This window comes from Tateyamaria sp. LSS28 (genome assembly GCF_059611725.1).
Genome location: NZ_JCAPFI010000003.1, coordinates 319,617 through 344,585, shown reverse-complemented (window position 1 = coordinate 344,585; position 24,969 = coordinate 319,617). Strand labels below are relative to the sequence as shown.

Genomic DNA, 24,969 nt, shown 5'->3' with positions numbered 1-24,969 from the left:
AAGCAGCATCGTCTGACAAGGCGCAGGGACTAACCCTGGTGGATCCACCCACCGCCAAAGATTCGACTGCTGTCCCGATCATAGAACACACAGGCTTGCCCAGGGGACACGCCCGCCTCGGCTGCAGCCAATTCAACGGTGGCTTCGGTTGCGCTGTTCGGCCGGATGATGGCGTCGGTCGGTGGTCGGGTTGATCGGACTTTGACAGCCACATGCCACTCGTCTTTGCTGTCGAATCGGGTGTCACCCAGCCAATTCACTTCGCGCACGGGAATCGTGCGGGTGGCCAGCATCTCCTTGGGTCCAACGACAACCTGCCGGTTTTCGGCATCCAGCTTTACGACAAAAAGCGGATCCGCCAAGCCGCCGATTCCCAGACCGCGACGTTGTCCAATCGTATAGTTGATCACCCCGTCATGGCTGCCCAACACCCGCCCGGTGTGATCGACAATGTCACCAGGGGCCGCAGCTTCGGGGCGCAGCTTGCGGATGACTGACGCATAGTCGCCATTGGGTACGAAGCAGATGTCCTGACTGTCAGGCTTGTCCGCCACGCCCAATCCGTACTTTGCAGCCAGCGCACGTGTGTCGTCTTTGGAAGGCAGATGCCCCAATGGAAAACGCAGGTAGTCCAACTGCTCAGACGTGGTCGAAAACAGGAAATAACTCTGATCGCGTCCGGCATCTGCTGCTGCATGCAGCTCAGCTCCGTGCGCGCCCAATTTGCGTTGGATATAGTGACCGGTCGCCATGCAATCGGCCTCAAGATCCTTAGCTGTTTCAAGCAGATCCTTGAATTTCACTCGCTCATTGCAGCGGATGCATGGGACTGGCGTCGCGCCGCCCAGATAGCTGTCAGCAAACTCATCAATGACTGCGTCGCGGAACACGTTTTCGTAGTCGAGGACATAGTGGGGAAACCCCATTTCCTCTGCCACGCGGCGTGCGTCATGAATGTCCCGGCCCGCACAGCACGCCCCCTTTTTGGCAAGCGCTGCGCCGTGATCATAAAGCTGCAGAGTCACGCCCACGACATCGTAGCCTTGGCTCTTCAGCTCTGCCGCCACAACAGAACTGTCCACGCCGCCGGACATGGCGACGACGACACGAGTGTCAGCCGGGTCTTTGGCAAAGCCCAGTGAGTTGAGCGGACCGTTTTGGTCAAGCATGGCAGATCTCCGAGGGGATTGGGCGCATATATATGAAAATCCGAAATAGTCTCAAGGCCCCGTTTAACGGCGCATTAAACGCATTCGCCCAAGCTCTGCGCAAACATGAATAGTGAGCGGTGTGTGATGTATTTGAAGAAAGTGGATGGCCCACGTGCTGTAACCTTGCCGGATGGTTCCGTGCTGACGCAAGCGGACCTGCCTCCCGCCACGACACGGCGCTGGGTCGCGTCGCGCAAGGCGGCGGTGGTGCGCGGCGTGTTGTACGGTCTTCTCACGCAAGAGGCGGCACTTGAGCGCTATGGGTTGAGCGAAGAGGAATTTCACGAATGGGTTCGCGCCGTTTCGACGCACGGAGAGGAGGCTTTGAAGGCAACAGCACTACAAAAATATAGACAACTTTAGGTTGTTAAGTTACGACTTCATCAAGGGTAACGTGTGGTTAACCTTTTCGGTTCACGTTTGCTTCAACACCTGAACGCCCTTTGTGTGGAGATCCGAAGAATGCGCGTATTGCTTGTAGAAGACGACCCAACCACCTCGAAAAGCATCGAACTGATGCTGACCCATGCCAACCTGAACGTTTATGCGACGGATTTGGGTGAGGAAGGGATCGACCTGGCCAAGCTCTATGATTACGACCTGATCCTTCTCGATCTGGATTTGCCGGATATGAACGGGCACGAAGTGCTGCGCCAATTGCGTCTGGCCCGGGTTGAAACGCCAATCTTGATCCTGTCAGGCGCGGACGACACCGAAAACAAGATCAAGGGGTTCGGTTTTGGCGCCGATGACTACCTGACAAAACCATTCCACCGCGAAGAACTGGTTGCACGTATCCACGCCATCATCCGCCGCTCGAAGGGGCATTCGCAATCCGTCATCAATACCGGCGATGTATCCGTCAACCTGGATGCCAAGACAGTCAGTGTTGACAACAAAACGGTCCACCTGACCGGCAAAGAATATCAGATGCTTGAGCTTCTGAGCCTGCGGAAGGGCACGACACTGACGAAAGAGATGTTCTTGAACCATCTTTATGGCGGCATGGACGAGCCTGAGCTGAAAATCATCGACGTGTTCATCTGCAAGTTGCGCAAAAAGCTCAGCAATGCCACAGGCGGTCAGAACTACATCGAAACCGTTTGGGGTCGTGGATACGTGCTGCGCGATCCTGAGCCGGCAGAGATGGCAGACAATACACCGATGGCCGTGGGCGCCTAGAGGCAGCTACAACCCTCCGAAAATGGGTCGCCGCACGGGGTAGTGCAGCGACCCTTTTTTTGTTTCACCTTTAGACGTTCATCAATGACTGGACCACTTGCGCTTCGGCTTTTATCTCTTGGCGCGACAAGCGCAGGGGATGAATTGTGACGGACACTATCAAGATCGACGCGATGACTCGGGATCAGGCCGTGGCGGAACTTGCGCGTCTGGCGGATATTCTGGCGCGCGCCAATGCTGCCTATCACACCGAAGATGCCCCTGACATCAGTGATGCCGAGTATGATCGCCTCAAGCGCCGCAATGCAGAGATTGAAGCGCATTTTCCCGATCTGAAACGGGGTGACAGCCCAAGCGAACAGGTGGGTGCGCCGGTAGCCGACGGGTTTTCCAAGGTCACCCATGCCGTTGCGATGCTGTCACTTTCAAATGCGTTTGACGATGCGGATGTGTCTGAATTCGACGGACGCATTCGGAAGTATCTTGGCCTCGGATCGGATGTGGCACTGTCCTACACTGCAGAACCAAAGATTGATGGCCTATCCTTGTCCCTGCGTTATGAAGGCGGGGTTCTCATGCAGGCAGCCACGCGCGGTGACGGGGCCGTGGGCGAAAATGTGACGGCCAATGCTCGCACGATCGACGACATTCCAGGTACGCTCGAAGGGGCGCCCGCGATTCTGGAGGTGCGAGGTGAAGTCTACATGTCGCACCCAGACTTCGAAGCGCTGAATGATCGACAGGCAGCCGCGGGGCAAAAAACATTTGCCAACCCACGCAACGCAGCGGCCGGGTCCTTGCGTCAACTTGATGCCAACATAACACGTGCCCGACCGCTTCGGTTCTTTGCATACGCTTGGGGTGCGCTGTCCGATCCACTTGCGAATACCCAGATGGGGGCCATCGAACGGCTGAACACTCTTGGTTTCCAAACCAATCCGCTCACCCGACTGTGTAATGGGCCGGAAGAGATGATCACGCATTACCGCCTGATCGAACAGGAGCGCGCGACTCTTGGCTATGACATCGACGGCGTTGTCTACAAGGTCAATGACCTCGGGCTACAGTCCCGGCTGGGCTTCCGGTCCACCACGCCGCGATGGGCTGTGGCCCATAAGTTCCCTGCAGAGCTAGCCTGGACCCGGCTTGAAGCCATCGACATTCAGGTGGGTCGCACCGGCGCACTCAGCCCGGTTGCGCGCCTGACACCTGTCACTGTCGGCGGTGTCGTGGTGTCGAACGCCACGTTGCACAACGAGGATTACATCGCGGGCCGTGACAACAAAGGTGAACAGATTCGCGACGGCAAGGACATCCGTGTTGGTGATTGGGTGCAGGTTTACCGCGCTGGTGACGTGATTCCCAAGGTAGCGGATGTTGATCTGTCCAAGCGCCCCAAGGATGCAGAGCCCTATGTCATGCCGAACCGCTGCCCCGAGTGCAACAGCGAGGCCGTGCGCGAGCCGGGCGATGCTGTACGCCGCTGTACGGGCGGGCTGATTTGTCCGGCGCAGGCGGTGGAAAAGTTAAAGCATTTTGTAAGCCGTACTGCGTTCGACATCGACGGACTGGGCGCGAAACAGGTGGAACAATTCCACGGCGACAAGTGGATTACTGAACCGGCTGACATTTTCACCCTACGCGACCGGTATGGCGCCGGACTGCAGCAACTTAAGAACCGTGAAGGCTGGGGTGAAAAGTCAGCGGCAAATCTGTTTGATGCTATTGATGAGCGTCGCAACATTGGGCTTGGGCGCGTGATTTTCGCGCTCGGGATTCGCCATGTTGGCGAGGCCGCAGCGAACCTGTTGGCCACGCACTACGGAACATGGGACGCGTTCAGCACAGCGATGCGCGGTGCCGAAGAAGGCAACGAGGCGTGGGAGGATCTGCTCAGCATCGACGGTGTCGGCGCGGTCATGGCCGGGTCGCTTGCCACAACCTTCAATCAAGAGGCCGAGATCGCGAGCATTGACCGCCTTGTCGCGCATTTGAACATTGAAGAGGCAGCACGCCCAAACACATCGGGCAGCCCGGTCGCAGGTAAGACAGTCGTTTTCACCGGTACATTGGAAAAGATGACACGAGCCGAGGCAAAGGCGCGGGCCGAGGCCTTGGGGGCCAAGGTGTCTGGGTCGGTCAGTGCGAAGACGGATTTGCTGGTGGCTGGCCCCGGCGCGGGCTCAAAGGCAAAGAAGGCGGCGGATCTGGGCATTGAAACCATCGACGAAGATGGCTGGCTGGATCTGATCGGCGCAGTATGAGCCGCCCTGAAATCCTGTTTCCGCTCTTTGCGGATCTTGAAACGCTCGACGGCGTTGGACCCAAGACGGCGCAGAACCTGGGCCATATGGGCATTTCTACGCCGCGTGATCTGTTGTTCACCTTGCCGCATACGGGCGTTGATCGTGCCATGCGCGAAACGGTTGAAGGGGCCGCACTGCCCGCGACCCTGACGGTGAAGGTGAAGGTGGGTGCCCATCATCCCGCCCGCAATCGGGGCGGTGCATATCGCATTCATGTGGAGGATGCACAGAGCAGCTTTCAGCTCGTCTTTTTCCACGGGCGCAGCGACTACCTGAACAAGGTGCTACCGACCGGCAGCACTCGCGTCGTGTCTGGCAAGGTCGAATTGTTCGATGGCATCGCGAACATGGTGCATCCCGACCATATCCTGCCCGTGGAAGAGGCCGGAGATATCCCGCCGTTCGAACCGGTGTATCCCCTGACGGCAGGGGTCACGCAAAAGACAATGTTCAAGGCCTCCCGCTCTGCCTTGGCCCGTGTGCCGGAATTGGCTGAGTGGATTGATCCGGGGCAATTGATGCAAGAAACCTGGCCCGATTTTTCTTCGGCAATGCAAGCGGTGCATACGCCTGAGGCGCAAGGTGACCTGTCTCCGGATGCTGTTGCGCGCACGCGGCTGGCGTACGATGAGTTGATGGCACATCAGCTTACCCTTGCTTTGGCGCGCGCGTCCGAACGTCAGACCGTGGGGATCGAAACCAAGGGCACGGAACGGCTTCAGACGCGCGTGCGCGCCGCATTGCCTTACGCACCCACGGGAGCACAGGAACGCGCCATTTCCGAGATTGCCGGGGACATGGCGGCATCCACCCGCATGAACCGTCTTTTGCAGGGCGATGTGGGCGCGGGCAAAACGCTGGTCGCGTTCATGGCCTTACTAATTGCCGTCGAAGCAGGCGGGCAGGGCGTGATGATGGCGCCGACCGAAATCCTGGCGCGTCAGCATCTGGAAGGCTTGCAGCCCTTGGCCGAAGATGCCGGCGTTGTTCTTGAGCTGCTGACGGGCCGGGACAAAGGGGGCGAACGCCGCGCAAAGCTGTCTGCGCTGGCACGTGGCGACATTCAGATCCTTGTGGGCACCCATGCCGTTTTTCAGGACGACGTTGTCTTCTCTGATTTGCGTTTAGCCATTGTTGACGAACAGCATCGCTTCGGTGTGCGGCAACGGTTGGCCCTTGGCAAAAAGGGTGGGGCGGCGGATGTGTTGGTGATGACGGCCACGCCGATCCCGCGCTCGCTGGCTCTGGCGCAGTATGGCGATATGGATGTGTCGGTGCTGGATGAAAAGCCGCCCGGGCGCAAGCCGATCAAAACTGCCATGGTCAGCACCGGCCGCATGGATGAGGTGGTTGCACGTTTGCAGGCCGCGATGGACGAGGGGCGGCAGTGCTACTGGGTCTGCCCGCTGGTCGAAGAGAGCGAGGCTGTCGACCTGACCGCAGCCGAGGAACGATTCAAGCGTTTGCGCGCGGTGCTAGGCGAGGGGCGCGTCGGGTTGGTTCACGGCCAGATGCCACCTGCAGAGAAAGATGCTGCCATGGCCCGGTTCCAGTCTGGCGAAACAGGTGTGCTGGTCGCGACAACGGTGATCGAGGTGGGCGTAAACGTTCCCAACGCCACGATCATGGTGATCGAACGGGCAGAAACTTTTGGCCTTGCGCAGTTACACCAGTTGCGTGGACGTGTCGGGCGGGGGGATGCTGCCTCAACCTGCCTGCTCCTGTACCAAACACCGTTGTCGGATGCCGGGAAAAAACGGCTGGAAGTGCTGCGCGGAACCGAGGATGGATTTCGTATCGCCGAGACAGATTTACAAATGCGAGGGTACGGTGACCTGATCGGCACAGCCCAATCTGGCGTGCCGCAGTTTCAGGTTGCGGACCTTGAGCGGCAGGCGGGTTTGATGGCGATTGCGCAATCAGACGCCCGCAAACTGCTGACCGAAGACCCCGAGCTTTTGTCCCCGCGGGGACAGGCGGCGCGCGTTCTCCTGTGGCTTATGCGACAGGACGAAGCGATCCGTTTGATTTCAGTGGGTTAGGCGTTTTGTTCCGAAAAGTTCGCAAATGTTCTTAAAAAGTTCTTTACGCATCGTTAAGAATATGAGAACAAAGAGGCAACTCGAAGATGGAGATGTCGACATGACCACGTTGCGCCAAATCAAGGATATCGCCTCCCGCGCCGAAGCCACGTTGCTTCAGGACGCTGCGGGTGCTGCTGCCCTGACGGTGATGCTGGTTGTTGCGCTGCACCTGCCGTCTTTGATCTGAGTTTCTGCCTGCGATCTTGCTTGATCCCATACCGCACCCGTCCCAGGTGCTGTCCCGCGTTTCACCGGCTCTGCCTGCCGTATGAACGCTCCCGTTTGCCGCGGGGTCCCGGATCTGTCCCACGCAAGAGACGCTTTTCCTGCGCCGCCATCCGCCCGGATGTGCGGCGCTTTTTTTTGCTATCTTTTTAAGTTGTAGCCGTGCTGCGTGGCGGCATCCTGTCAATCAGTAACCGCTCAGGCGCAATCGGATTGCAGCGCCTGTTCCATCGCCTCAGCCGTGGCTTCGATGCTGAGCAAGATAGACGCATGTCGGTTCTTGTAATCGCGCGCGGGTTCCAGAACTTCGAATCCGTCAAACGGCGCTTCTGGAACAGGGCCACCAGATTTCAGCATGGCACGTAGCGCATCACGCGCCGTTTGCACTTCGTCCAGTGTGCGACCGATGACGGCACCGCCCGTGACAGCCGCTGCAGCCTGACCAAGAGCGCATGCTTTGACATCTTGACCAAAGCCGGTGATGCGCCCGTCTTCCACTTGCACATCAATTGTCACGGTTGATCCACAAAGGGGCGAGCGCTTCTTGACCGTCGCATGAGGGTCAGCCAGCCGTGCGTGATGCGGAATATCAGCGGCGAGGCCCAGGATGCGACTGGAATAAAGCTTGATCAGGTCGGTATCGGCGGGCATGGCCCCTCCGCTCTGGTGTCGTAAGTCGTTTCCCCCTACATAGTCGGCTCGGACACAGATGCAAAAGGTTTTGCCATGTCGGATTTCGATCCCAACAGCCTGAAATTCAACGACCAGGGCTTGATCCCGGCCATTGCGCAGGACGCAAACAGTCATGAAGTGCTGATGATGGCATGGATGAATGCCGAGGCGGTTTCCCGTACCTTGGAGACCGGCCGTGTCACGTATTGGTCCCGGTCGCGGCAAGCGTTCTGGGTCAAGGGGGAAACCTCAGGCAATGTTCAGGAACTTGTGTCCTTCCGTGTGGATTGCGACCGCGATTGCCTGCTGATGCTTGTGAAGCAGACGGGGCCGGCATGCCACACGGGGCGGCGGACATGTTTTTATACAGACGTGACAGGTGGGTCCGAGATCGAGCTGATGACACCGATGGAGTAACACCGCTTCACGGGGCAGGCGGCAGGCCGACCATCTGCCTGATGTCGTTCGGTGTGGCACCTTCAGCCCTGTATTTCGAGATCGCGCGCGCATCGTCGCGCTTTGCCAGCCGTTTGCCGGCCTCGTCCCGGATCAGGCGGTGATGGTGGTAGATGGGGGTAGGAAGGTCCAACAAGTGTTGCAGGATGACATGAATGCCAGTTGCTTCTGCCAAATCAGCGCCGCGTATAATGTGGGTCACTCCTTGGGCCGCATCATCAACCACAACGGACAAATGGTAAGACGTACCCATGTCCCGGCGCGCCAAAACGATGTCGCCAATGGTCTGCATCGGATTGCTGATTTCGATTTGCCCGGCGTCCTCGCCAGTTTCGGAATAGGTGAGTGTGGCGCCGATCTGGGCAATGGCCGCCGATAGATCAAGCCGCAGTGCCACTGTTTCGGGGCGTGAACCTGTGCGCGGATGTGCGTGACGACAGGTGCCGGGATAGATGAGACCATCGGGACCGTGCGTCGGGGCGTCTTCTTGTGGTGCTTGTGCCGCGTCAAGAATGTCGCGCCGTTTACAGTCGCATTGGTAAAGCAAACCCTTGTCCCAGAGGATATCCAGCGCATGGGAATAGGCTGCCGTGTTCTCTGACTGGCGTATCACCGGCCCGTCCCACGTCACGCCCAACCATCGCAGGTCGTCATAGATCTGGTTTTCCCAGTGGGTCCGCGCGCGTGATTTATCAATATCCTCAATCCGCAGTAGGAAATCGCCATTCTCAGCCCGTGCCATGTCGTGCGCCAGCATAGCAGAATAGGCGTGACCCAGATGCAGTGGGCCCGTCGGTGAAGGTGCAAAACGGATAACGAAAGTCACGCTTTTTCAAGCACGTAAACATTGGACTTCAAGTCAATGCCGGGTAGGTGATCCCCGTGCTCTTTGAACAGAAGACGACCCGCACCGCAATCGGTCCAAGCGGCCACACCGGCTTCGTTTGCCGGATCTTCAAGCGCGTGGTCGTTGAAAGAGAACACCAGTTTACCGCCTTTGGGTAGCGCCCGCATCAGCGTATGAAGTACGTCGATGGGCGCGGCCCCTGCGCCAATGACGCCGATCGCGGCCATAGCCGTGTAGCAGTCTCTTGGCAACGCGCCGTCTGCTTCGATCTGATCCAAGTGCCGATACACAGCCTTGGTGCGTGCGCCTTCAAGCATCTCGGCAGACAGGTCGACGCCGTCGATGGCCTCGAACCCAGCCAACTTCAACGCCAGGCCTGACAGACCTGTCCCACAGCCGAAGTCGAGGATCGGGGCGGAGAGGTCGGCCACATACTTCCGCAATGCTTCGGCGCAACGGCCTGGTGTGGCATATCCGTTTTCGGCCACTTCCGCTTCGTAGCTGGCGGCCCAATCGTCATAAAGCGCGCGGGTCGAAGTCGCGTCGCGTGCCCGATAGGCCTTGTCCAAAAATCCAGTCATGCCAACAGAGTAAAGGCCTGATGCCGTATCAGTCCAGTATTTAGGCGGCTGCGGCCTGCGGGGCGAGCCAAGCCTGCCAATCCGCCTTGGCCCGATCGGTGTAGGCCTTGTAGCGGTCCTTGCGCCCACGCCGGCCGCCTCGCAATCCCTCGACCGGAGGAAAAAGACCGAAGTTGACGTTCATCGGCTGGAATGTCTTGGCGTCGGCCCCACCGGTGATGTGGGTGATCAGGGCACCCATGGCCGTTGTGGCCGGGGGCATGTCCAACGAACCGCCAAGGATCTCGGTGGCTGCCGCGCGTCCTGCCAGCAGGCCCATTGCCGAGGATTCAACATATCCTTCGACACCGGTGATTTGTCCCGCAAAGCGGATATTGGGGCGCGACCTCAGGCGCATATCTGCGGTCAACAATGTGGGGGAGTTTAGGAACGTGTTGCGGTGAATGCCCCCAAGACGCGCAAAACGAGCATTCTCAAGTCCAGGAATGCATTTGAAAACATCGGCCTGCGCGCCGTACTTCATCTTTGTCTGGAAGCCGACGATATTGTAAAGCGTGCCCAGTTTATTGTCGCGCCGCAGCTGCACGACGGCGTGCGCCTTGACCTCAGGTTGGTGCGGGTTCGTGAGCCCCACGGGCTTCATCGGCCCATGGCGCAGCGTTTCGCGACCGCGTTCTGCCATCACTTCGATGGGCAGACAGCCGTCGAAGTATCCCGCTGTCTCGCCTTCGTGGAACTCCGTCTTGTCGGCAGCCAGCAGTGCGTCGATGAAGTCTTCGTACTGCTGCCTGTCCATGGGGCAGTTGAGGTAGGCGGTACGCTCTTCCTCGGTCTCGCCCTTATCATAGCGCGATTGCATCCACGCTTGGTCCATATCGATGGAGTCGAAATAGACGATCGGCGCGATTGCGTCGAAAAATGCCAGCGCTGCGGCGCCCGTTTCATTCGAAATCGCTTGCCCCAAAGCTGTGGAAGTCAACGGGCCAGTGGCGATGATCCAGTGACCATCATCGGGCAGGGCGGCGATCTCTCCGTATTCGACAGAGATTTTGGGATGCGCCATCAGCGTGTCGGTCACCGATTGCGCAAAGGGGTCGCGGTCAACAGCCAGTGCGCCACCTGCAGGCAAGCGATGCTTGTCAGCGGTTTGCATGATCAGCCCGTTCGCTGCGCGCATTTCCCAGTGCAGTAACCCAACGGCATTCTGCTCGCTGTCGTCCGAGCGGAATGAGTTAGAGCAGACCATCTCGCCCAAAAGGCCGGTTTGGTGCGCGAAGGTGCCAACTTTGGGACGCATTTCGTGGATCACGACTTGAACGCCCATGTTTGCCGCCTGCCAAGCAGCCTCGGACCCGGCCATGCCGCCGCCCACGATATGAAGGATCTGTGTCATGGCGCGGATGTAGGGCATGCGCGTCGGTCGCGCAATCCATGCCCAGTCCGCTTTGGCAATTGATAAGGATCAATGTGGCCTTGCTCGGCGGCCTCTATGCAGGGTGCACAATTGTACAGGACAGGACTATGACACTACTCAGACTCGCTTTCGTGGTTTCAGCACTCTTCGCCTTGCAGGCGTGCGAGGAACCGGACCGTTATCCGATCAGCGGAGAGCCATGCAGCCCCGAGGACCCGGTGATTGTTGCGCCTCCTGGTGATTGCGGGCCGGTTACATAGGTAACGCACTCGTTGGCGGGCCCAGAAATTGTTCGATTTTGAAGGGAGATTTTTGGGGTCGCCGCTGCGGGGATGGTCGGTCAGAGAGAGGCTGACCTGGAGGGACCTTCCGCACTCGGCGACCCAAAAATGTCATTGGTTTGTTAACCGTGTCCAATTTGTGCCTCATTTGTGCCCAAATTGCTAGTGGTATATCGGAAATAGTCGGTCCACGATTTGGAAACAACCAAAACTCTTACGGGATTTTATCCGCTTTTGCCGGGTTATTGTGACCAGTTTGGTGGGCGTTTTTCGATAAACGCGTCAATACCCTCGACCGTATCCGGATTCATCATATTCGCGACCATAACCTCTCCGGTATAAGTGTAGGCCTGGGCGATGGGCATCTGAAGCTGTTCATAGAATGCCTGCTTGCCGATCTTGACCGCGCTGCCCAGCTTGTCAGCGATCCGGTTGGCAAGGTCGTGGGCCGTTGCATTCAACTCTTCCATCGGCACGGCATGGTTAACAAGGCCCAGCTCAACCGCACGTGCTGCCTCGATAAACTCGCCAGTGGTCAGCATTTCAAAGGCCTGTTTGCGCGGAATATTGCGGCTTAGCGCCACCATCGGCGTTGAACAGAACAGGCCGATGTTTACACCATTGACCCCAAACCGCGTTCCGTGGGCCGCGACCGCAAGGTCACAGGTTGCTACCAGTTGGCAGCCCGCTGCCGTCGCGATGCCGTGCACTTGTGCAATGACGGGTTGGGGCAGGGATTGGATGCGCGCCATCATTGCGGCGCAACGGTCGAACAGATCTTTGAAATATGCCGTGCCACCATCGGCTGCCTGCCGCCCCGCCGTCATCTGTTTGAGGTCGTGGCCTGCGCAAAACGCCTTGCCCGCACCCGACAGCACCACGGCACGCACTGAACTGTCATTTGCGACATCATCCAAAGCGCCATGCAATTCGGCGATCATTTCATCCGAGAGCGCATTCAGGCGATCAGGTGCGTTCATGCGCAGATGAGCAACTGCCCCTGTGACCTCACGTTCCAGAATTGTCATCTTGCCCTCCAACATATTTGCGTCTCACCCTAGGGCAGGGACAAGGGAAGGAAAAGCATGGCTGTTGTAATGACCGCGCCCGAGATGAACGCATTTCTACAAAAGGTGTTCTTGGAAGTTGCGGGTGAGTTCCATGTCGAGGAGGTGACAGAAGAGGGGGTCGTTCTGCGTCTACTGGTACAGGATCGGCATTTGCGCCCAGGGGGTACGGTTTCAGGGCCTGCGATGTTCGGGTTGGCGGACGTGACGGCGTACATGGTGACTTTGGCCCATATTGGGCCGCGAGCGCTAGCTGTGACGACAAACTGTTCCATCGACTTCATGCGTAAACCGAAGGCCGGGGTTGATCTGATCGCGCATGGTCGTTTGTTGAAGCTGGGCAAGCAATTGTCGGTGACGGATGCCTTGTTGTTTTCGGAGGGTGATGACAAGCCTGTGGCGCGGGCCAGTCTGACCTACGCCATTCCACCCCAAGGCGTTGATCTGCAGAAATAAAAAACGGCCGGGTCAAGCCCGGCCGTAAGGAAGAGGTCTGGCAGGTGCCACGGGGATGTCACGCCCGCCAGAACACGCGCCAGGCTTCGTACTCAGCCTCGGCGGGTGTCAGTCCCACGTCGCGCAGCAAGTGCGGATCCAACTGGCGCAAGGCCAGGCGACTGCGACGACGTTCGGCCCATTTCGACAGCATCACCGCAATGCGCAGCGCGACAACCGAGGTTGCCGGAATGCGGTTCTGCGCAGTCAGGTAAGCCAGGTGCGAGGCGGGCGTTTGCATGTAATGTGTCATGGGAAACTCCTAAATTGTATTGACACAATGTGGCGATATTGCCATGAATATGTGATACAATGCGAAATCAGATAACGCTACGGAAACATTGTAATGGATACAATTTGGTCGCCTGATCTGCTGGATGGACAAGGGCCGAAATACAAGGCGGTGATGCATGTCATCCGCCAGCGTATCTCGGACCATGATCTGACACCGGGGGACAAACTGCCGCCTGTGCGCGATCTGGCTTGGAGCCTTGGCATTACACCTGGCACTGTGGCGCGTGCGTATACACTGTTGACGGATGATGGGACTCTGAAGGCAGAGGTGGGGCGCGGCACTTTCGTCGCGCAACCCGATGAAAAGGGGCCGCTTTTCTCAGACGCACCTATCGAGGTCGATAGTGTCACGCATAATTCCGGGGCGCAGACTTGGGACGTCAACCTGTTCTCTCCTCATTTGCCCAACGTTGGGCAAGCGACACTGATCCGTAAGCTTCTGGCGAAAGTTGCCCACGACCCGCCCTCAGGGGTGATGCACTATCCGACGCGGGCCGGAGGCGCGCAGGCGCGCACAGCCTCGGCGGCTTGGTTGGCCGGGGCGCCGATTGGATCTTTTGGACCAGATGACATCGTTTTGGCCAATGGCGGGCAGAATGCGATTCTCCTGATACTTCAGGCGCTTCTGAAAGGGCGACGCCCCGCAATCCTGGTTGAGGATCTCGCCTATCCGGGCTTTCGGCGTGCTGCCGAGTTGCTGCGCACTGACACGATCCCTGTCGAAATGGATGCACAAGGGGTCATACCGGAGGCATTGGACGCGGCGGCCAAGGCGCATGATGCGCAGATATTTTGCACCTCTCCCGAAGTGCATAATCCCACATGTGGCTTCACACCGCGGGCCCGGCGCGAAGAGCTTGCCGAGGTCGCGCGCCGTCATGACCTGCAAATCCTTGAAGATGATTGTTACAGGCTTGGGCAGGCACAGGCCCCCAGTTATAGGATGATTGTACCAGAGCGTACTTGGTACATTTCCTCGATCTCCAAATCCATTACACCTGCCTTGCGGCTTGGAATTGCTGTTGCACCAAAAGGGCGGGCCAATGTCCTGCGGCGCACAGCCGAATATTCGTTCTTTGGTCTGGCCACACCCATGACGGACCTGTTTGCGACCTTGCTTGTTCACCCGGAGTTGCCCGATCTCATGGCAAGCGCGCGCAAGGGGATCGGCACTTATGTTCAGCGCACGGTGAATGTGCTGGGCGGCTATGACATCGCTTGGCGCAAGGATGTCCCATTCCTATGGCTGCGGTTGCCCGAAGGATGGCGGGCTGGCGCATTTGTGCAAGCAGCGTCAAAGCAAGGCGTCGGTATCCGTGCAGCCGAAGACTATGCTTGCCGAGATGCCCGTACACCGCATGCCGTGCGCATCGCTATCAATGCAGGGGTCAGCCTGCAGTCTTTCGAAGCTGCCATCGAAAGGTTGCGAGACCTGCTGGACAATCCGCCCGATCAGATCGGGGTTTAAAGCAGACCGCCAGCGCCCCAAGCGAGGCCAAAGGCTATTGTCAGGCCGGACAACACCGCCGCGTATCCCGTAAGTTTCGCCCATGAAAACGGGCGCTCGCCATAGGTGCGTCCTTGCATACCGCACACAACAACCTTCATCGCGTCGCCATTGTACTGATAGTGCAGGATCCAGACGGGCAGCAGGATGCGCCTGTACCGAACACCGGTGGTATCAGTGATATAGCGCACGTCATGCACGCCAGACTTGCCCACGTGTCCCTTGATCCGGTTGCGGATCAAAAGGTCCTTGTCCTCTGCATTTGCGCCCAGCCCTTCGGCCACAGATTGGTGGTGTCGTTCGGCTCCAAACCCGGCCAGGTAGCCAGGGCGGTAGGGGCGTAGTCGGCGCGGTTCAAAGTCATGCAGGATGCCGTCGCGGATCAAGGGGGTGATGTGAGGCGATGCGGGGACCAGCAGATCGTCAAATGTGATGCGCAGGGCGCCCGAGGTTTTTCGCACAACGGTTCGCTTGTTCCTGCGTATCTTGTACTTGGCCCAATAGTTCACGGCCTCTTCGCTGTCGAAAGTCCAGAATGGGACATAGAGGCCGACGACGCGCGCCTCGGCAACAACGGCTCTCAGGTCGGACGGGGCGGCCCAACGCCGTGCAACCCAATCCACGGCCGCCACTTGGGCATCACGTTCAGGCACACGAAACGGGATCAACGCCTTGGTCTGATAGCCGGTGTCGCTGGTTGCCAGCACCACCGGTCCGTCACAATAGGCGCAGCGCTCGGATAAGGTTTGGCCGACAAACACCACGTCCCCGCCGCAGGTCTCGCAATGATGGACGCGGGTTTCGGTCAGTATGGGCGGGTCATCCTCTGGCGTATCCGGATCGAAATCAAACTCTTGTGCTGCCCGATGATCGTTCTTGGTTTCCAACCCATATCGCGTGGCGCAACTGGTGCAGACCAGCGCCTGTTGCGCCGGGTCATAGATGCACTGCCCTGCGCAATTGCTGCATTGCAGTTCGGACTGCGCCGCGCTGATGTCATCCATCAATCGGACTCCATAATGGCCATGGCAATCTCAAGCAGGATGCGCAGGCGCAGCCAGCCGCGATCAATCGCCGCCTCAAGGTCTCCGTTCACGGCCCAGTCGCCAATGATTGTCGCAACGAACCACGTGGTCATCACCCAGAAGGCAACCATCGACCACCCTCGGATTGATCGCAGCCAGCCCGCAGAGCCATGCTTTAGCTCATGCTTGGCTTCGTAGACGGTAATCAGCTTGCGCATGGCTGGCGCGCCAATGGCAGTGGCACAGACCATTAGGGCCAAAGCCGCAAGGGCAGGGGCGGCCAATTCGATCAGCATAAGGCTGAGTGTCCGGGTCGTTGTGTGGGGTAATATAATACCTTATTTTCAAGCGTATGATTTTGCAAGATTAAAACTGCCTTCATGCCGTTGACGCAGGTTGGCCCTGCTGTATAACCACGCAATCTGAAATTCCACCCTTCAAGGGATTCACTCATATGAAAACCTATACCGCAACACCTGCGGACATCGACAAGAAATGGATCCTGATCGACGCCGAGGGCGTTGTTCTGGGCCGTCTTGCCTCGATCGTCGCCATGCGTCTGCGTGGCAAGCACAAGCCGTCGTTCACACCCCACATGGACTGTGGCGACAACGTGATCATCATCAACGCGGACAAGATCCAGTTGACCGGCAACAAGCGCCAGGAACATCATTACTGGCACACCGGCCACCCCGGCGGGATCAAGTCGCGCACCAAGGAGCAGATCCTTGAAGGCGCACATCCCGAGCGCGTTGTGACCCTGGCCGTCAAGCGGATGCTGCCCGGCAACCGTCTGAGCCGCCAGATCATGACCAACCTGCGTGTCTATGCCGGGGCCGAGCACCCGCATGAAGCACAAAGCCCCGAAGTTCTGGACGTGAAGTCCATGAACAAGAAAAACACCCGGAGCGCATAAGCATGGCTGACGAAATCAACACACTCGAAGACCTGCAAGCCGTCGCTGGCGACGCTGCCCCGGTCGAAGTCGAAATGACCCCGCGCGAACCCGTCCGTGACGAGTTCGGTCGTTCCTATGCTACCGGCAAACGGAAGGACGCGGTTGCCCGTGTTTGGATCAAGCCGGGTTCCGGCAAGGTCACCGTGAACGGCAAAGAGCTGAACACATATTTCGCACGCCCCGTGCTGCAGATGATTCTGCGCCAACCCTTCCAGGTTGCCGGTGTCGAAGATCAGTTTGACGTGACAGCCACCGTCAAGGGTGGTGGCCTGTCGGGGCAAGCCGGCGCAGTCAAGCACGGCATCTCGAAAGCCCTGCAGTTGTATGATCCTAGCCTGCGCGGCGCACTGAAAGCCGCCGGCTTCCTGACGCGCGACAGCCGTGTGGTTGAACGTAAGAAATACGGTAAGGCCAAAGCGCGTAAGAGCTTCCAGTTCTCCAAGCGTTAACAGCCATCGTATTGATGGATATGAATGTCGAACGGCCGCAATCATTTGCGGCCGTTTTCAATTGCAGGGTGCAGGTGAGACTGGATATGCAAGTGCTGAATGCCAACGGGAGATAATAGATTGGGACTACGGCGCTTATGGAAAAACCACTCACCGCTACGGCGGTTGGAGAAGTCTGTGCTGCTGCGGCAAGAACAGAACCGGCGCAACGATGTTACTGCCATTCCAACCTACACGTTGGAGGCTCGTCACTGTGCGGGTGCGCACCTTTTGAGCAATCGCGCGGCGTTGCTGACGCAGATGCCATTGAACGGAGTGGTTGCTGAACTGGGCGCGGATGAAGGGAACTTTAGCGCGGCCATTCTGGAAACGACGAAGCCAGAAATGTTGCACTTAGTGGATGTCTGGGGCACGGAACGATATGGTGACCAGAAGGCTAACGCCGTTAAGGGTCGCTTCAAGTCAGAGATCAATGCAGGCCGTGTGCAGATTAAGCGCAAGCTGTCGACGGAGGCGGCTGGTGATTTCGCAGATGACTATTTTGATTGGATCTATATCGATACCGATCACAGTTACAAAACCACGCTGAGCGAGCTTTATGCTTATGCTGGCAAAGTCAAACAGGACGGGTTTATCGCCGGCCACGATTACACCATGGGCAACTGGGTGACAGGATACAAATACGGGGTGATCGAGGCGGTTGCCGAGTTCTGCGTCAAGGAAAACTGGAGGATTGCGTTCCTCACCGCTGGTTTTGGTGAAAGCAACAGTTTTGCGATAAAGCGGATTTGACCCGCAACGCGACAGGCGACGAGACGCTGGCGTCCCAGATTTGATTTTGACGGCTGTGCCCGATGCCGTACGCTTCCCAAACGCCACCCATTCAGGTGACGACCAGGGAGGAAACACCATGGATCGAATGCGCTTTGGCATCTTTCTCGCCCCGTTCCATAAACCGGGGGTTAATCCGACTCTTGCTTTGGAACAGGACCTCGAACTCGTTCAATGGCTCGACCGCTGTGACTATGACGAGGTTTGGTTTGGCGAACACCACTCTGCCGGTTCCGAGATTTCAGCCAGCCCTGAGATTATGATCGCGACAGCCGCGCCACGCACACGGCGGATCAAGCTGGGCACCGGTGTTGTATCGGTCAGCTATCACAACCCGCTTTGGGTGGCCGAAAAGATCGTGCAGCTTGATCACTTGACGCGGGGCCGGGCCATGTTGGGCCTTGGGCCGGGATCACTGCCGACCGATGCCGCAATGATCGGGTTGAGCCAAAAAGACACGCGCGGCCTTCTTGCCGATGGGCTTGACGTGATCACGCGACTGCTGCGTTCGGACGAGCCGGTCAATTTTGAGAATGATCGGTGGGTGCTCAAGGATGCACGGCTGCATCTGCGACCCTATTCCAATTTTGACCTTGCGACGGCCGCGGTCGCCTCGCCCACGGGGCCGAAACTCGCTGGCAAATACGGTACCGGGTTGATCTCGATCGGGGCGACAACGGCTGCAGGGTTTGATGCGCTGGCGCTGCATTGGGACGTGATTGAAGAAGAGGCCAAACATCATGGTCATACGCCGGACCGTTCGAAATGGCGCCTTGTTGGTCTTTGCCACATTGCTGAAACAGCAGAACAGGCGCGGCGCGATGTGGAGTATGGGATTGAACACTGGTTCAACTATTTCCAGGAAATTGCGGCGTTCCCGCAGATGTCGATGCCAGGACAGAACGCCAAAGAGATGATCGACTTTATCAACGACAGCGGATTTGGTGCTATCGGCACGCCGGAAATGTGCAAGGCGCAGATTGACCGTCTCTGGAAACAGTCGAATGGCGGCTTTGGCGCGTATCTGATGCTCGCGCACAATTGGGCCAACTTCGAAGCGACCAAGAAATCCTACGAACTGATCGCGCGTGAAGTGTTCCCGCATTTCCAAGGGCAGCATTTGGCGACAATGAATGCGGCCGTGCGCGCGCAAAAACTACGTCCGGAGCTGGCAGATATTCACATGAAAGCGGTTGAGACTGCACAAGCCAAATACGAGGCTGAGAAAGAGGCGCGGCACACAAGCGAGCCGGCTGAATAGGCCCGCGCGCATGCGTCGCTCGCGCAAACACGTGGGCGACGCATCAGTCGTCAGGACGGATCAGGCCCAAACCACGCAAATAGATCCCGATCCCTGTCTCGAGCAAATCCTCGGGCGGGAAGGGCGATGTTGTGCCGGGTGAGTTGCGTGCAAACAGCTCAACCACCCCGTGGCTCAGGGCCCAAATATGGGCCGAGAACATTGAGGCTGGGGGGCGCTTGTCTTCAGGAATGTGCTGAGACAAATCCGCCGCTGCTTTTTCCAAGACAGCATTTGCACGTGTCACCACGTCAGCAAGCTCAGGCGTGCGGTTGGTCGAAATGCCACTTTCGAACATCGCGATATAGTGGCCGGGAAATCGGCGGGCAAAGGCGAGATAGGCGCGTCCAGTGGCCTCGAAGGCGGCGAGCGCAGACGGTTGCCCGGATTGGTACGCGTGCTCCATCAAGTCGGCAAAGATGCCATAGCCCTGGCGTGCGCATTCCGCGATCAGGTCTTCGCGCCCTTCATAGTGACGATAGACCGCCGCGGGGGTCACACCTGCTTGCTTGGCCGCTTCGGACAGCGTGAACCCGGTTGGACCCTTGTTTTCGATCAGCTGCAGGGCTGCTTCGATCAGGGCTTGACGCAGGTTACCGTGGTGGTACCCGCGTTTAGGCATCCCAGATATCCGGTCCGCCGCAAATATCTTTTTCTATCTTTCCAATGTTTTGCGGGTCTTTGTTTGTGTAGTCGAGCCCATGAAGAACCGTGCGGATCGCATTGAGGCGTGCACGCTTTTTGTCATCGGATCGCACGACGGTCCAAGGCGCGTGGCTGGTGTGGGATCGGTCCAAGGTCTCGCGGATGGCATCGGTATAGAGATCCCATCGTTTCAATCCTTCTACGTCAATCCAGCTCAGTTTCCATTGCTTCAGCGGATCCCGCTCACGCGCGAGAATACGGCGCAACTGTTCGGCACGGCAGACGTTCAGCCAGAACTTGAAGACGTGAATGCCTTCATCGACCAACATCTCTTCAAACGGATTGACCTGAACAAAGAAATGCTGTCGCTGCTTGGTGGTGCAAAAATCAAAAACCTTCTCGACCACTGCGCGGTTGTACCAGCTACGGTCAAAGAATGTGATTTCACCACCCGAGGGCAACCGCCTGATGTAGCGTTGGAAATACCATTCAGAGGCTTCGGTTTCCGTGGGTTTGGACAGCGCTACAACATGGGCACCACGCGGGTTCAGGTTTTCGCGGAACCGCTTGATCGTACCGCCCTTACCGGCCGCGTCCCGGCCTTCAAAGACACAGGTTACGCGTGCCCCGGTGTTCGACACCCAGTTCTGCATCTTGACCAGTTCGATCTGCAGGGCATCCATCTCGCGCTCGTAGGCCTTCCTGCTCATTCTTTCGTCGTGCGGATAAGTGGGTGTCAGGATGTCGTCTTTGTCCGCTGTGCGAAGCTTGTCCCGAATGTCATCGGGCGCACCGGTCTCGAAGAATTCGGTGATCGCGCCATCGAAGGGAAGGCTCATGGTTCGAGACCCCAAGTTACTGCTCTTAACATGTAATATGGGCGAGACAGGCGTTTAACGCAAACCCGCACGGGTAGCGACGCGGTCAATTGCTGCAATTACATCGCTGGCGTGCGTGTGGTGCGGCATATGTCCCACACCGTGCAGGACTGTAAGGTTGGCGCCAGCAATCTGATCGGGCAGTTTGATGGAATGCACGTCCAGCGGCACAATTGTGTCCGCATCTCCATGCACGATTTCTACAGGCTCAGTGATCGCGTTGTAGCGCGCGGACAGGTCCACAACATGTGGGCGCAGCCAGTTCACCTGTCGCGTATTGGCGCGCATGGTGTTGCGGCGCAGGGTCATCGCCGATCCGACGTGTTCCAGGTACCCGGCCGGGGCCTTCTGCGGTTCAAAGATACCTGCAACAATAGTGTCGACATAGGTTTGCGGCACGAACGCGGAAAGCAGAGGGATCACCAAAGCACCGCCCCAGGCAGTCCCGCCAACCGTATAGGTCCAGTCCAATGTGCCTGGCCAAGGGTTTGCGACACCAGCAACGGACACAATGCCAGCCAGATCATCAAACTCGACACCCCAGGCAAGGGCAACGATGCCCCCAAAGGAATGGCCCAGAACAATCGGGTTTTCGACACCTAGCTTCTGTGTTGCTGCACGCAGCAGACGCGCCTGCGTGATCGGATCCTCGTGCGCATTGGTCCAGATCCGCTCATATTGCGGCCCGGCACGGTCGCTCCACCCAAGCCCTGGGCGATCGAGGATCGTGATCCGGTACCGGTCTTTGAGTAAATCGGCAAAGGCAAAGGTGAAATCCCGCGTGTTCCCCGATGCTCCGTGGATCAGCACGAGGTCCGGACCTTTGCCCATTTGTTCCACATGCACAGCCACGCCGTCCACTTCGATCAACGTGCCTTGCGGCGGGTAGTGAACTGCTGCATTGCGTTCGCGCTTCTGCGCAAGGACTTGCACGGTTCCAATGCCAACAATGGCCAGTACCACCAACACAACCAACAACGTCTTCATATCCTTAACCTCGCAGATCGGTGCGGTCCCGGCCGATCCGGTTCATGTCATACGGCGTGGTCAGATAAATCTCGGACAGCCAATTGCCATAAAGAAGGTGCGCATGGCTGCGCCACCGATTGGTGGGCATGTGCGTCGGGTCATCGCCGGGGAAATAGTCGACAGGCAGGGCGATCTCGGCCCCTTCGACCTGAACATTAGCCAGATCGCGGTCATATTCCTGTTTTAGCGTGTCACTGTCGTATTCAAAATGGTTCAGGATGTAGAGGGCGCGGTGCGCTGGGTCCTCGATCAGGCACGGCCCGGCTACATCCGAGCCCAGCAAGACGGGCAGGCCAGCGGCTTCGACTTCCGCGGCGCGCACTTCGGTCCAGCGAGAGACAGGCACCACGCAGTCATCGGAAAAGCCCCGCAGATATGGCGATGCAGGCGCCAGATTCGCATGCCGATACGTGCCGAACAGTTTTGACCCAAGCAGGTGTTTGGGCACCCTGTGGAAATGATGCAGCATGGCCATCCCGCCCCAACACACACCAAATGTGGAGTGCACATTGGTCTGGGTCCAATCCATGACCTCTTCCAACTCGGCCCAGTAATCCACGTCCTCGAAATCAAGGTGTTCGATGGGAGCACCGGTAATGATCAACCCGTCAAACTTCTGCGCCTTCACCTCCTGAAAGGGGCGGTAAAAGCTCTCCATATGCGCGGCGGCCGTGTTCTTTGTCTCGTGGTCCGACATACGGATCAGCGTCAGCTCGATCTGCAAAGGCGTGGCCCCGATCAGGCGCGCAAACTGTGTTTCTGTCTGGATCTTCTTGGGCATCAGATTCAACAGCCCGATCTTCAGCGGGCGGATATCCTGATGACTTGCCAGCTCCTCGTCCATCACCATCACGCCTTCGTTCGTCAGAACGTCATAGGCGGGCAGGGTGGATGGCAATTTGATAGGCATGATCGCAATCTTTCACAGTGGTCGCGATCAGATAGCGGTTGCTGGCCCGGGTTTCCAGATGTGTAGGCGTTGGTAAACAAACCTTGACAGGGGTGTGACGTCCAACCGATGGTTGACGATATTTTATAAAGTTCGATTTCAGGAGGTCTGCGATGGCACGTTTTTGCCTGATTGCCCTTTGTTTATTTGCACTATCTGCCTGCAACGCGCCGGATGCTGGCCCCGGCGTCAAGGCGTTTGGAGAAACAGTCGCTGCTGCATCCAAGTCTGCCGAACCGGAGATTGATAGGGCTGTTGCCGAGCAAACGCGCGCGTCCGTTGCTGCAGCTGCCCGCAGTGGGCGCGACATCTATGCCGCGCCACTGGGCTGTCAGGATGTGGCGCTGTCTCTGGATCTCAGCACAGTCCCAGATGATCAGGCGGTTGCGCCTTGTGATCTGACGCCAAAGGTCACCCTGTCGAAAAAGAGGGGCGACGCGAAGTTTGCGCAAGAGGGGCTACAAACCTTGCAGGACTATGCAGCGACATTGTCCGCGATTTCCGGGTCTTCGGTGGCCGGTGACGTGACCACCAATTTCAATGCCTTCAACAAAAGCCTGACCGAGTTTGCTGCAACGGTGAATGTGGCGCCCAAGAACGCACCCCTAAATGCTGAACAAGTTGGCGCATTGGGCAACCTGCTCGGAACGGCGGTTGAGGCACGTCGTCGCGCTATTCTGGAGCGCCTCGTCTCAACAGCGCATCCTGAAATCCGCACAATCGTCTACGAGTTGATCGCGCATTTCGAGATCAAGGGTGACGATGACATGCTGGACGCTTTCGACCGTTTGGATGCTGCCTATGGGCGCATGACGGACGCACAGGGTACATCCGGATATCTGTCCGCTGTGCGGGCGTATGAACAAGAGTTCAAGCGCTTTGAAAAGCAGAAGGCCAAGGCGCAGTCAGTCAAATTGCTGGCCATTTGGCGCCAACACCAACTGTTGTTGGAGCAGGTAAAGTCTCGACCGGATGCGGCTGAGATTGGCAAGCTGGTCAAACAGGTCCAGGCCCTCAAGGGCTGATTATTTGAATAGGTGATTTATGGGAAAAAATGTCATTGGAATGGCAACCTACGAAGAGTTGTTGATTGTAGGACGTGCAGCCTCGGCCGAGTTGGAGGAGCGTGCGGATGAAGAATCTGATCTGAGCCAGAAAAAAGCGCTGCGGCGGACGGCCCGAGATATTCGGAGCGGCATGACCAAGCTGCGGCGCGCGCAGTATGTTGAGCTGACAACGCCGCGCCCCGGCGAACCATCCAGTGCGGGCGCGCGTCTGCGTGCTGCGGTAAAGGCGGCCAAGGCGGATCTTCGCAAACTGGAAAAAGCGGCCAATGCGCTCAAGACCGCCGCGAACTGGCTGGATCGCGCGACGAAGCTGTTCCGGATCGTCGCCTAGCTGCTGCGCAGTTTAGATGTCAGCGCGTCTGCGATCAGATCGTTAAAGTTGGCCTCGCCGTTCAGGGTGGCCACGTCGTCTGCGGTCACTGTCACACCCCAGCGCGACATCGCTTCGTATCGTGGTTGGCGGTGTGCCAGCGCACGGGCGTAGGTCCAGCGGACAAAGGCATTGGGATCGACCTTGTCCTCGGCGTCGCCCGTTTCGGCAAGGTATTCAGACCAGCAGCCCAGCAGAAAGTCAGGCTGATACGCCATGGGTTTCGGCGCTTTATCGAAGCGGGCGATCAGCGCGGCAGTGTGTGCTTCGTCCCCTTTGATCCAGATCGGAAGCGCTACAGAGCTTAGCGTGGTCATCAAGGGGTCATTGTCATCGTTGGGATCGACCCATTCGCAGATCGACCCGCCTGTGTCACAGATAAAATTGGGGTATCCATAAAGCCGCTGTGCCCGTTCAGCGAAATAGCCGGTGTCGTTAAGCGCGGCGATTTCTGACAGGCGGAACTGCTCTTGCCGACGGCGATACTCTGCGATTGGCAAGCCACCTTTGGCCGGGTCGCCTGGTTTTCCCAGGTAGGTGGAAACAGGGCTCAGGTTATGGAAGGTGATGTTAGAGCCGATATAGATGCTGTCGGACATCAGAAGATCGCGCAGAAACGGCACCTTCATCGCTTCGGCCTTGGCATTGTCGGTGATGCGTTCGCCCATGTAGCGCGTGCCGATCCGGTAATCGATCGAGTAGTGGAACCAATTCCCGCTGTCGCGCAATGTCGTGGACATGTGTGTCTTGCCCAAACCGGACATGCCAAAAACAAGCACACGTTTCGACGGAGCGGCCCGCCAGCTGTCCGCATCGCGATAAAGCATTGTCGTCAAGGTCCCCGCG

28 protein-coding genes are annotated in these 24,969 nt (G+C 58.0%); 14 read left to right on the top strand and 14 right to left on the bottom strand.

Annotated elements, in window-relative coordinates:
- Window positions 1–29: 29 nt before the first annotated feature.
- Window positions 30–1,169, bottom strand: a complete 1,140-nt coding sequence (gene mnmA / locus AC53L6_RS10265; RefSeq protein ID WP_299699500.1) for a tRNA 2-thiouridine(34) synthase MnmA — start codon at window positions 1,167–1,169, stop codon at window positions 30–32.
- A gap of 126 nt (window positions 1,170–1,295) precedes the next feature.
- Here mnmA and sciP point away from each other — a divergent pair, with 126 nt between their 5' ends.
- The 5 genes from sciP to AC53L6_RS10240 all read left to right on the top strand — a co-directional run bounded on the left by sciP (window position 1,296) and on the right by AC53L6_RS10240 (window position 6,970).
- Window positions 1,296–1,574: a CtrA inhibitor SciP gene (sciP, locus tag AC53L6_RS10260; RefSeq protein WP_299199645.1), complete on the top strand. Its 279-nt coding sequence runs from the start codon at window positions 1,296–1,298 to the stop codon at window positions 1,572–1,574.
- Window positions 1,575–1,673: 99 nt separating this feature from the next.
- Window positions 1,674–2,393 carry a response regulator transcription factor CtrA gene (ctrA, locus tag AC53L6_RS10255; protein ID WP_299199642.1) on the top strand — a complete coding sequence of 240 codons (720 nt, stop codon included), beginning with the start codon at window positions 1,674–1,676 and terminating at the stop codon, window positions 2,391–2,393.
- Between the two features lie 173 nt (window positions 2,394–2,566).
- Window positions 2,567–4,657, top strand: a complete 2,091-nt coding sequence (ligA, locus tag AC53L6_RS10250; RefSeq protein ID WP_496908074.1) for an NAD-dependent DNA ligase LigA — start codon at window positions 2,567–2,569, stop codon at window positions 4,655–4,657.
- Window positions 4,654–6,741, top strand: coding sequence for an ATP-dependent DNA helicase RecG (gene recG / locus AC53L6_RS10245; RefSeq protein ID WP_496907773.1), 2,088 nt, complete (start codon window positions 4,654–4,656; stop codon window positions 6,739–6,741). Before ligA ends, recG begins: the two co-directional genes overlap by 4 nt.
- A 100-nt stretch (window positions 6,742–6,841) precedes the next feature.
- Window positions 6,842–6,970, top strand: coding sequence for a hypothetical protein (locus AC53L6_RS10240; protein WP_299199629.1), 129 nt, complete (start codon window positions 6,842–6,844; stop codon window positions 6,968–6,970).
- 236 nt (window positions 6,971–7,206) lie between these two features.
- On the opposite strand, the gene AC53L6_RS10235 is transcribed toward AC53L6_RS10240, so the two are convergent.
- Window positions 7,207–7,659 (bottom strand): iron-sulfur cluster assembly scaffold protein, encoded by a 453-nt coding sequence (locus AC53L6_RS10235; RefSeq protein ID WP_299768334.1) that lies wholly within the window; start codon window positions 7,657–7,659, stop codon window positions 7,207–7,209.
- Window positions 7,660–7,734: 75 nt separating this feature from the next.
- Here AC53L6_RS10235 and hisI point away from each other — a divergent pair, with 75 nt between their 5' ends.
- Window positions 7,735–8,097 carry a phosphoribosyl-AMP cyclohydrolase gene (gene hisI, locus AC53L6_RS10230; protein WP_496907772.1) on the top strand — a complete coding sequence of 121 codons (363 nt, stop codon included), beginning with the start codon at window positions 7,735–7,737 and terminating at the stop codon, window positions 8,095–8,097.
- A gap of 7 nt (window positions 8,098–8,104) precedes the next feature.
- On the opposite strand, the gene gluQRS is transcribed toward hisI, so the two are convergent.
- From gluQRS to AC53L6_RS10210, 4 genes are all read right to left on the bottom strand, one after another.
- Entirely contained in the window at window positions 8,105–8,962 is an 858-nt protein-coding gene (gene gluQRS, locus AC53L6_RS10225; RefSeq protein WP_496907771.1) for a tRNA glutamyl-Q(34) synthetase GluQRS, read from the bottom strand.
- Complete coding sequence (locus tag AC53L6_RS10220) at window positions 8,959–9,564, bottom strand: class I SAM-dependent DNA methyltransferase (protein ID WP_496907770.1); 606 nt, start codon at window positions 9,562–9,564, stop codon at window positions 8,959–8,961. The genes gluQRS and AC53L6_RS10220 overlap by 4 nt, the downstream gene beginning before the upstream one ends.
- Window positions 9,565–9,604: 40 nt before the next feature.
- Window positions 9,605–10,957, bottom strand: a complete 1,353-nt coding sequence (gene trmFO / locus AC53L6_RS10215) for a methylenetetrahydrofolate--tRNA-(uracil(54)-C(5))-methyltransferase (FADH(2)-oxidizing) TrmFO (RefSeq protein ID WP_496907769.1) — start codon at window positions 10,955–10,957, stop codon at window positions 9,605–9,607.
- Between the two features lie 544 nt (window positions 10,958–11,501).
- Window positions 11,502–12,287 (bottom strand): enoyl-CoA hydratase, encoded by a 786-nt coding sequence (locus AC53L6_RS10210; RefSeq protein WP_496907768.1) that lies wholly within the window; start codon window positions 12,285–12,287, stop codon window positions 11,502–11,504.
- 57 nt (window positions 12,288–12,344) lie between these two features.
- Here AC53L6_RS10210 and AC53L6_RS10205 point away from each other — a divergent pair, with 57 nt between their 5' ends.
- Entirely contained in the window at window positions 12,345–12,782 is a 438-nt protein-coding gene (locus AC53L6_RS10205) for a PaaI family thioesterase (RefSeq protein ID WP_299199529.1), read from the top strand.
- A 58-nt stretch (window positions 12,783–12,840) separates the two neighbouring features.
- Here the strand turns inward: AC53L6_RS10205 and AC53L6_RS10200 are convergent, their stop codons facing one another.
- On the bottom strand, window positions 12,841–13,074 hold the full coding sequence (locus tag AC53L6_RS10200; RefSeq protein WP_299199515.1) for a DUF1127 domain-containing protein: 234 nt from the start codon (window positions 13,072–13,074) through the stop codon (window positions 12,841–12,843).
- Between the two features lie 93 nt (window positions 13,075–13,167).
- Here AC53L6_RS10200 and AC53L6_RS10195 point away from each other — a divergent pair, with 93 nt between their 5' ends.
- A complete protein-coding gene (locus AC53L6_RS10195; RefSeq protein WP_496907767.1) occupies window positions 13,168–14,583 on the top strand; it encodes an aminotransferase-like domain-containing protein in 1,416 nt (471 codons plus the stop codon).
- Here the strand turns inward: AC53L6_RS10195 and AC53L6_RS10190 are convergent.
- Window positions 14,580–15,626: a hypothetical protein gene (locus AC53L6_RS10190; RefSeq protein WP_496907766.1), complete on the bottom strand. Its 1,047-nt coding sequence runs from the start codon at window positions 15,624–15,626 to the stop codon at window positions 14,580–14,582. The two genes, AC53L6_RS10195 and AC53L6_RS10190, sit on opposite strands and share 4 nt — an antisense overlap.
- Window positions 15,626–15,943 (bottom strand): hypothetical protein, encoded by a 318-nt coding sequence (locus tag AC53L6_RS10185; protein ID WP_496907765.1) that lies wholly within the window; start codon window positions 15,941–15,943, stop codon window positions 15,626–15,628. The genes AC53L6_RS10190 and AC53L6_RS10185 overlap by 1 nt, the downstream gene beginning before the upstream one ends.
- A gap of 158 nt (window positions 15,944–16,101) precedes the next feature.
- Between AC53L6_RS10185 and rplM the strand changes: the two genes are divergently transcribed.
- The 4 genes from rplM to AC53L6_RS10165 all read left to right on the top strand — a co-directional run bounded on the left by rplM (window position 16,102) and on the right by AC53L6_RS10165 (window position 19,146).
- A complete protein-coding gene (gene rplM / locus AC53L6_RS10180) occupies window positions 16,102–16,563 on the top strand; it encodes a 50S ribosomal protein L13 (protein WP_189370545.1) in 462 nt (153 codons plus the stop codon).
- A gap of 2 nt (window positions 16,564–16,565) precedes the next feature.
- On the top strand, window positions 16,566–17,054 hold the full coding sequence (gene rpsI, locus AC53L6_RS10175) for a 30S ribosomal protein S9 (protein WP_189370546.1): 489 nt from the start codon (window positions 16,566–16,568) through the stop codon (window positions 17,052–17,054).
- 165 nt (window positions 17,055–17,219) lie between these two features.
- On the top strand, window positions 17,220–17,846 hold the full coding sequence (locus tag AC53L6_RS10170) for a class I SAM-dependent methyltransferase (protein WP_496907764.1): 627 nt from the start codon (window positions 17,220–17,222) through the stop codon (window positions 17,844–17,846).
- A 118-nt stretch (window positions 17,847–17,964) separates the two neighbouring features.
- Window positions 17,965–19,146, top strand: a complete 1,182-nt coding sequence (locus AC53L6_RS10165; protein WP_496907763.1) for an LLM class flavin-dependent oxidoreductase — start codon at window positions 17,965–17,967, stop codon at window positions 19,144–19,146.
- Window positions 19,147–19,189: 43 nt separating this feature from the next.
- Here the strand turns inward: AC53L6_RS10165 and AC53L6_RS10160 are convergent, their stop codons facing one another.
- Genes AC53L6_RS10160 through AC53L6_RS10145 form a run of 4 tightly spaced genes read right to left on the bottom strand, consistent with a single transcriptional unit; the run spans window position 19,190 to window position 22,647 of the window.
- The gene (locus AC53L6_RS10160; RefSeq protein WP_299199394.1) at window positions 19,190–19,807 is read right to left on the bottom strand and encodes a TetR/AcrR family transcriptional regulator; all 618 of its coding nucleotides are present in this window, start codon (window positions 19,805–19,807) and stop codon (window positions 19,190–19,192) included.
- Window positions 19,800–20,669 (bottom strand): polyphosphate kinase 2, encoded by an 870-nt coding sequence (gene ppk2 / locus AC53L6_RS10155; RefSeq protein WP_299699536.1) that lies wholly within the window; start codon window positions 20,667–20,669, stop codon window positions 19,800–19,802. The genes AC53L6_RS10160 and ppk2 overlap by 8 nt, the downstream gene beginning before the upstream one ends.
- Window positions 20,670–20,723: 54 nt before the next feature.
- Complete coding sequence (locus tag AC53L6_RS10150; protein ID WP_496907762.1) at window positions 20,724–21,695, bottom strand: alpha/beta fold hydrolase; 972 nt, start codon at window positions 21,693–21,695, stop codon at window positions 20,724–20,726.
- Window positions 21,696–21,699: 4 nt separating this feature from the next.
- Window positions 21,700–22,647, bottom strand: a complete 948-nt coding sequence (locus AC53L6_RS10145) for a homoserine O-succinyltransferase (protein ID WP_299741728.1) — start codon at window positions 22,645–22,647, stop codon at window positions 21,700–21,702.
- Window positions 22,648–22,799: 152 nt separating this feature from the next.
- On the opposite strand from AC53L6_RS10145, the gene AC53L6_RS10140 reads away from it, so the two are divergent.
- Complete coding sequence (locus AC53L6_RS10140) at window positions 22,800–23,711, top strand: hypothetical protein (protein ID WP_299597014.1); 912 nt, start codon at window positions 22,800–22,802, stop codon at window positions 23,709–23,711.
- 40 nt (window positions 23,712–23,751) lie between these two features.
- A complete protein-coding gene (locus AC53L6_RS10135; RefSeq protein WP_496907761.1) occupies window positions 23,752–24,084 on the top strand; it encodes a hypothetical protein in 333 nt (110 codons plus the stop codon).
- Here the strand turns inward: AC53L6_RS10135 and AC53L6_RS10130 are convergent.
- Entirely contained in the window at window positions 24,081–24,950 is an 870-nt protein-coding gene (locus AC53L6_RS10130; protein ID WP_496908073.1) for an ATPase, read from the bottom strand. The genes AC53L6_RS10135 and AC53L6_RS10130 overlap by 4 nt on opposite strands.
- Between the last annotated feature and the right edge of the window lie 19 nt (window positions 24,951–24,969).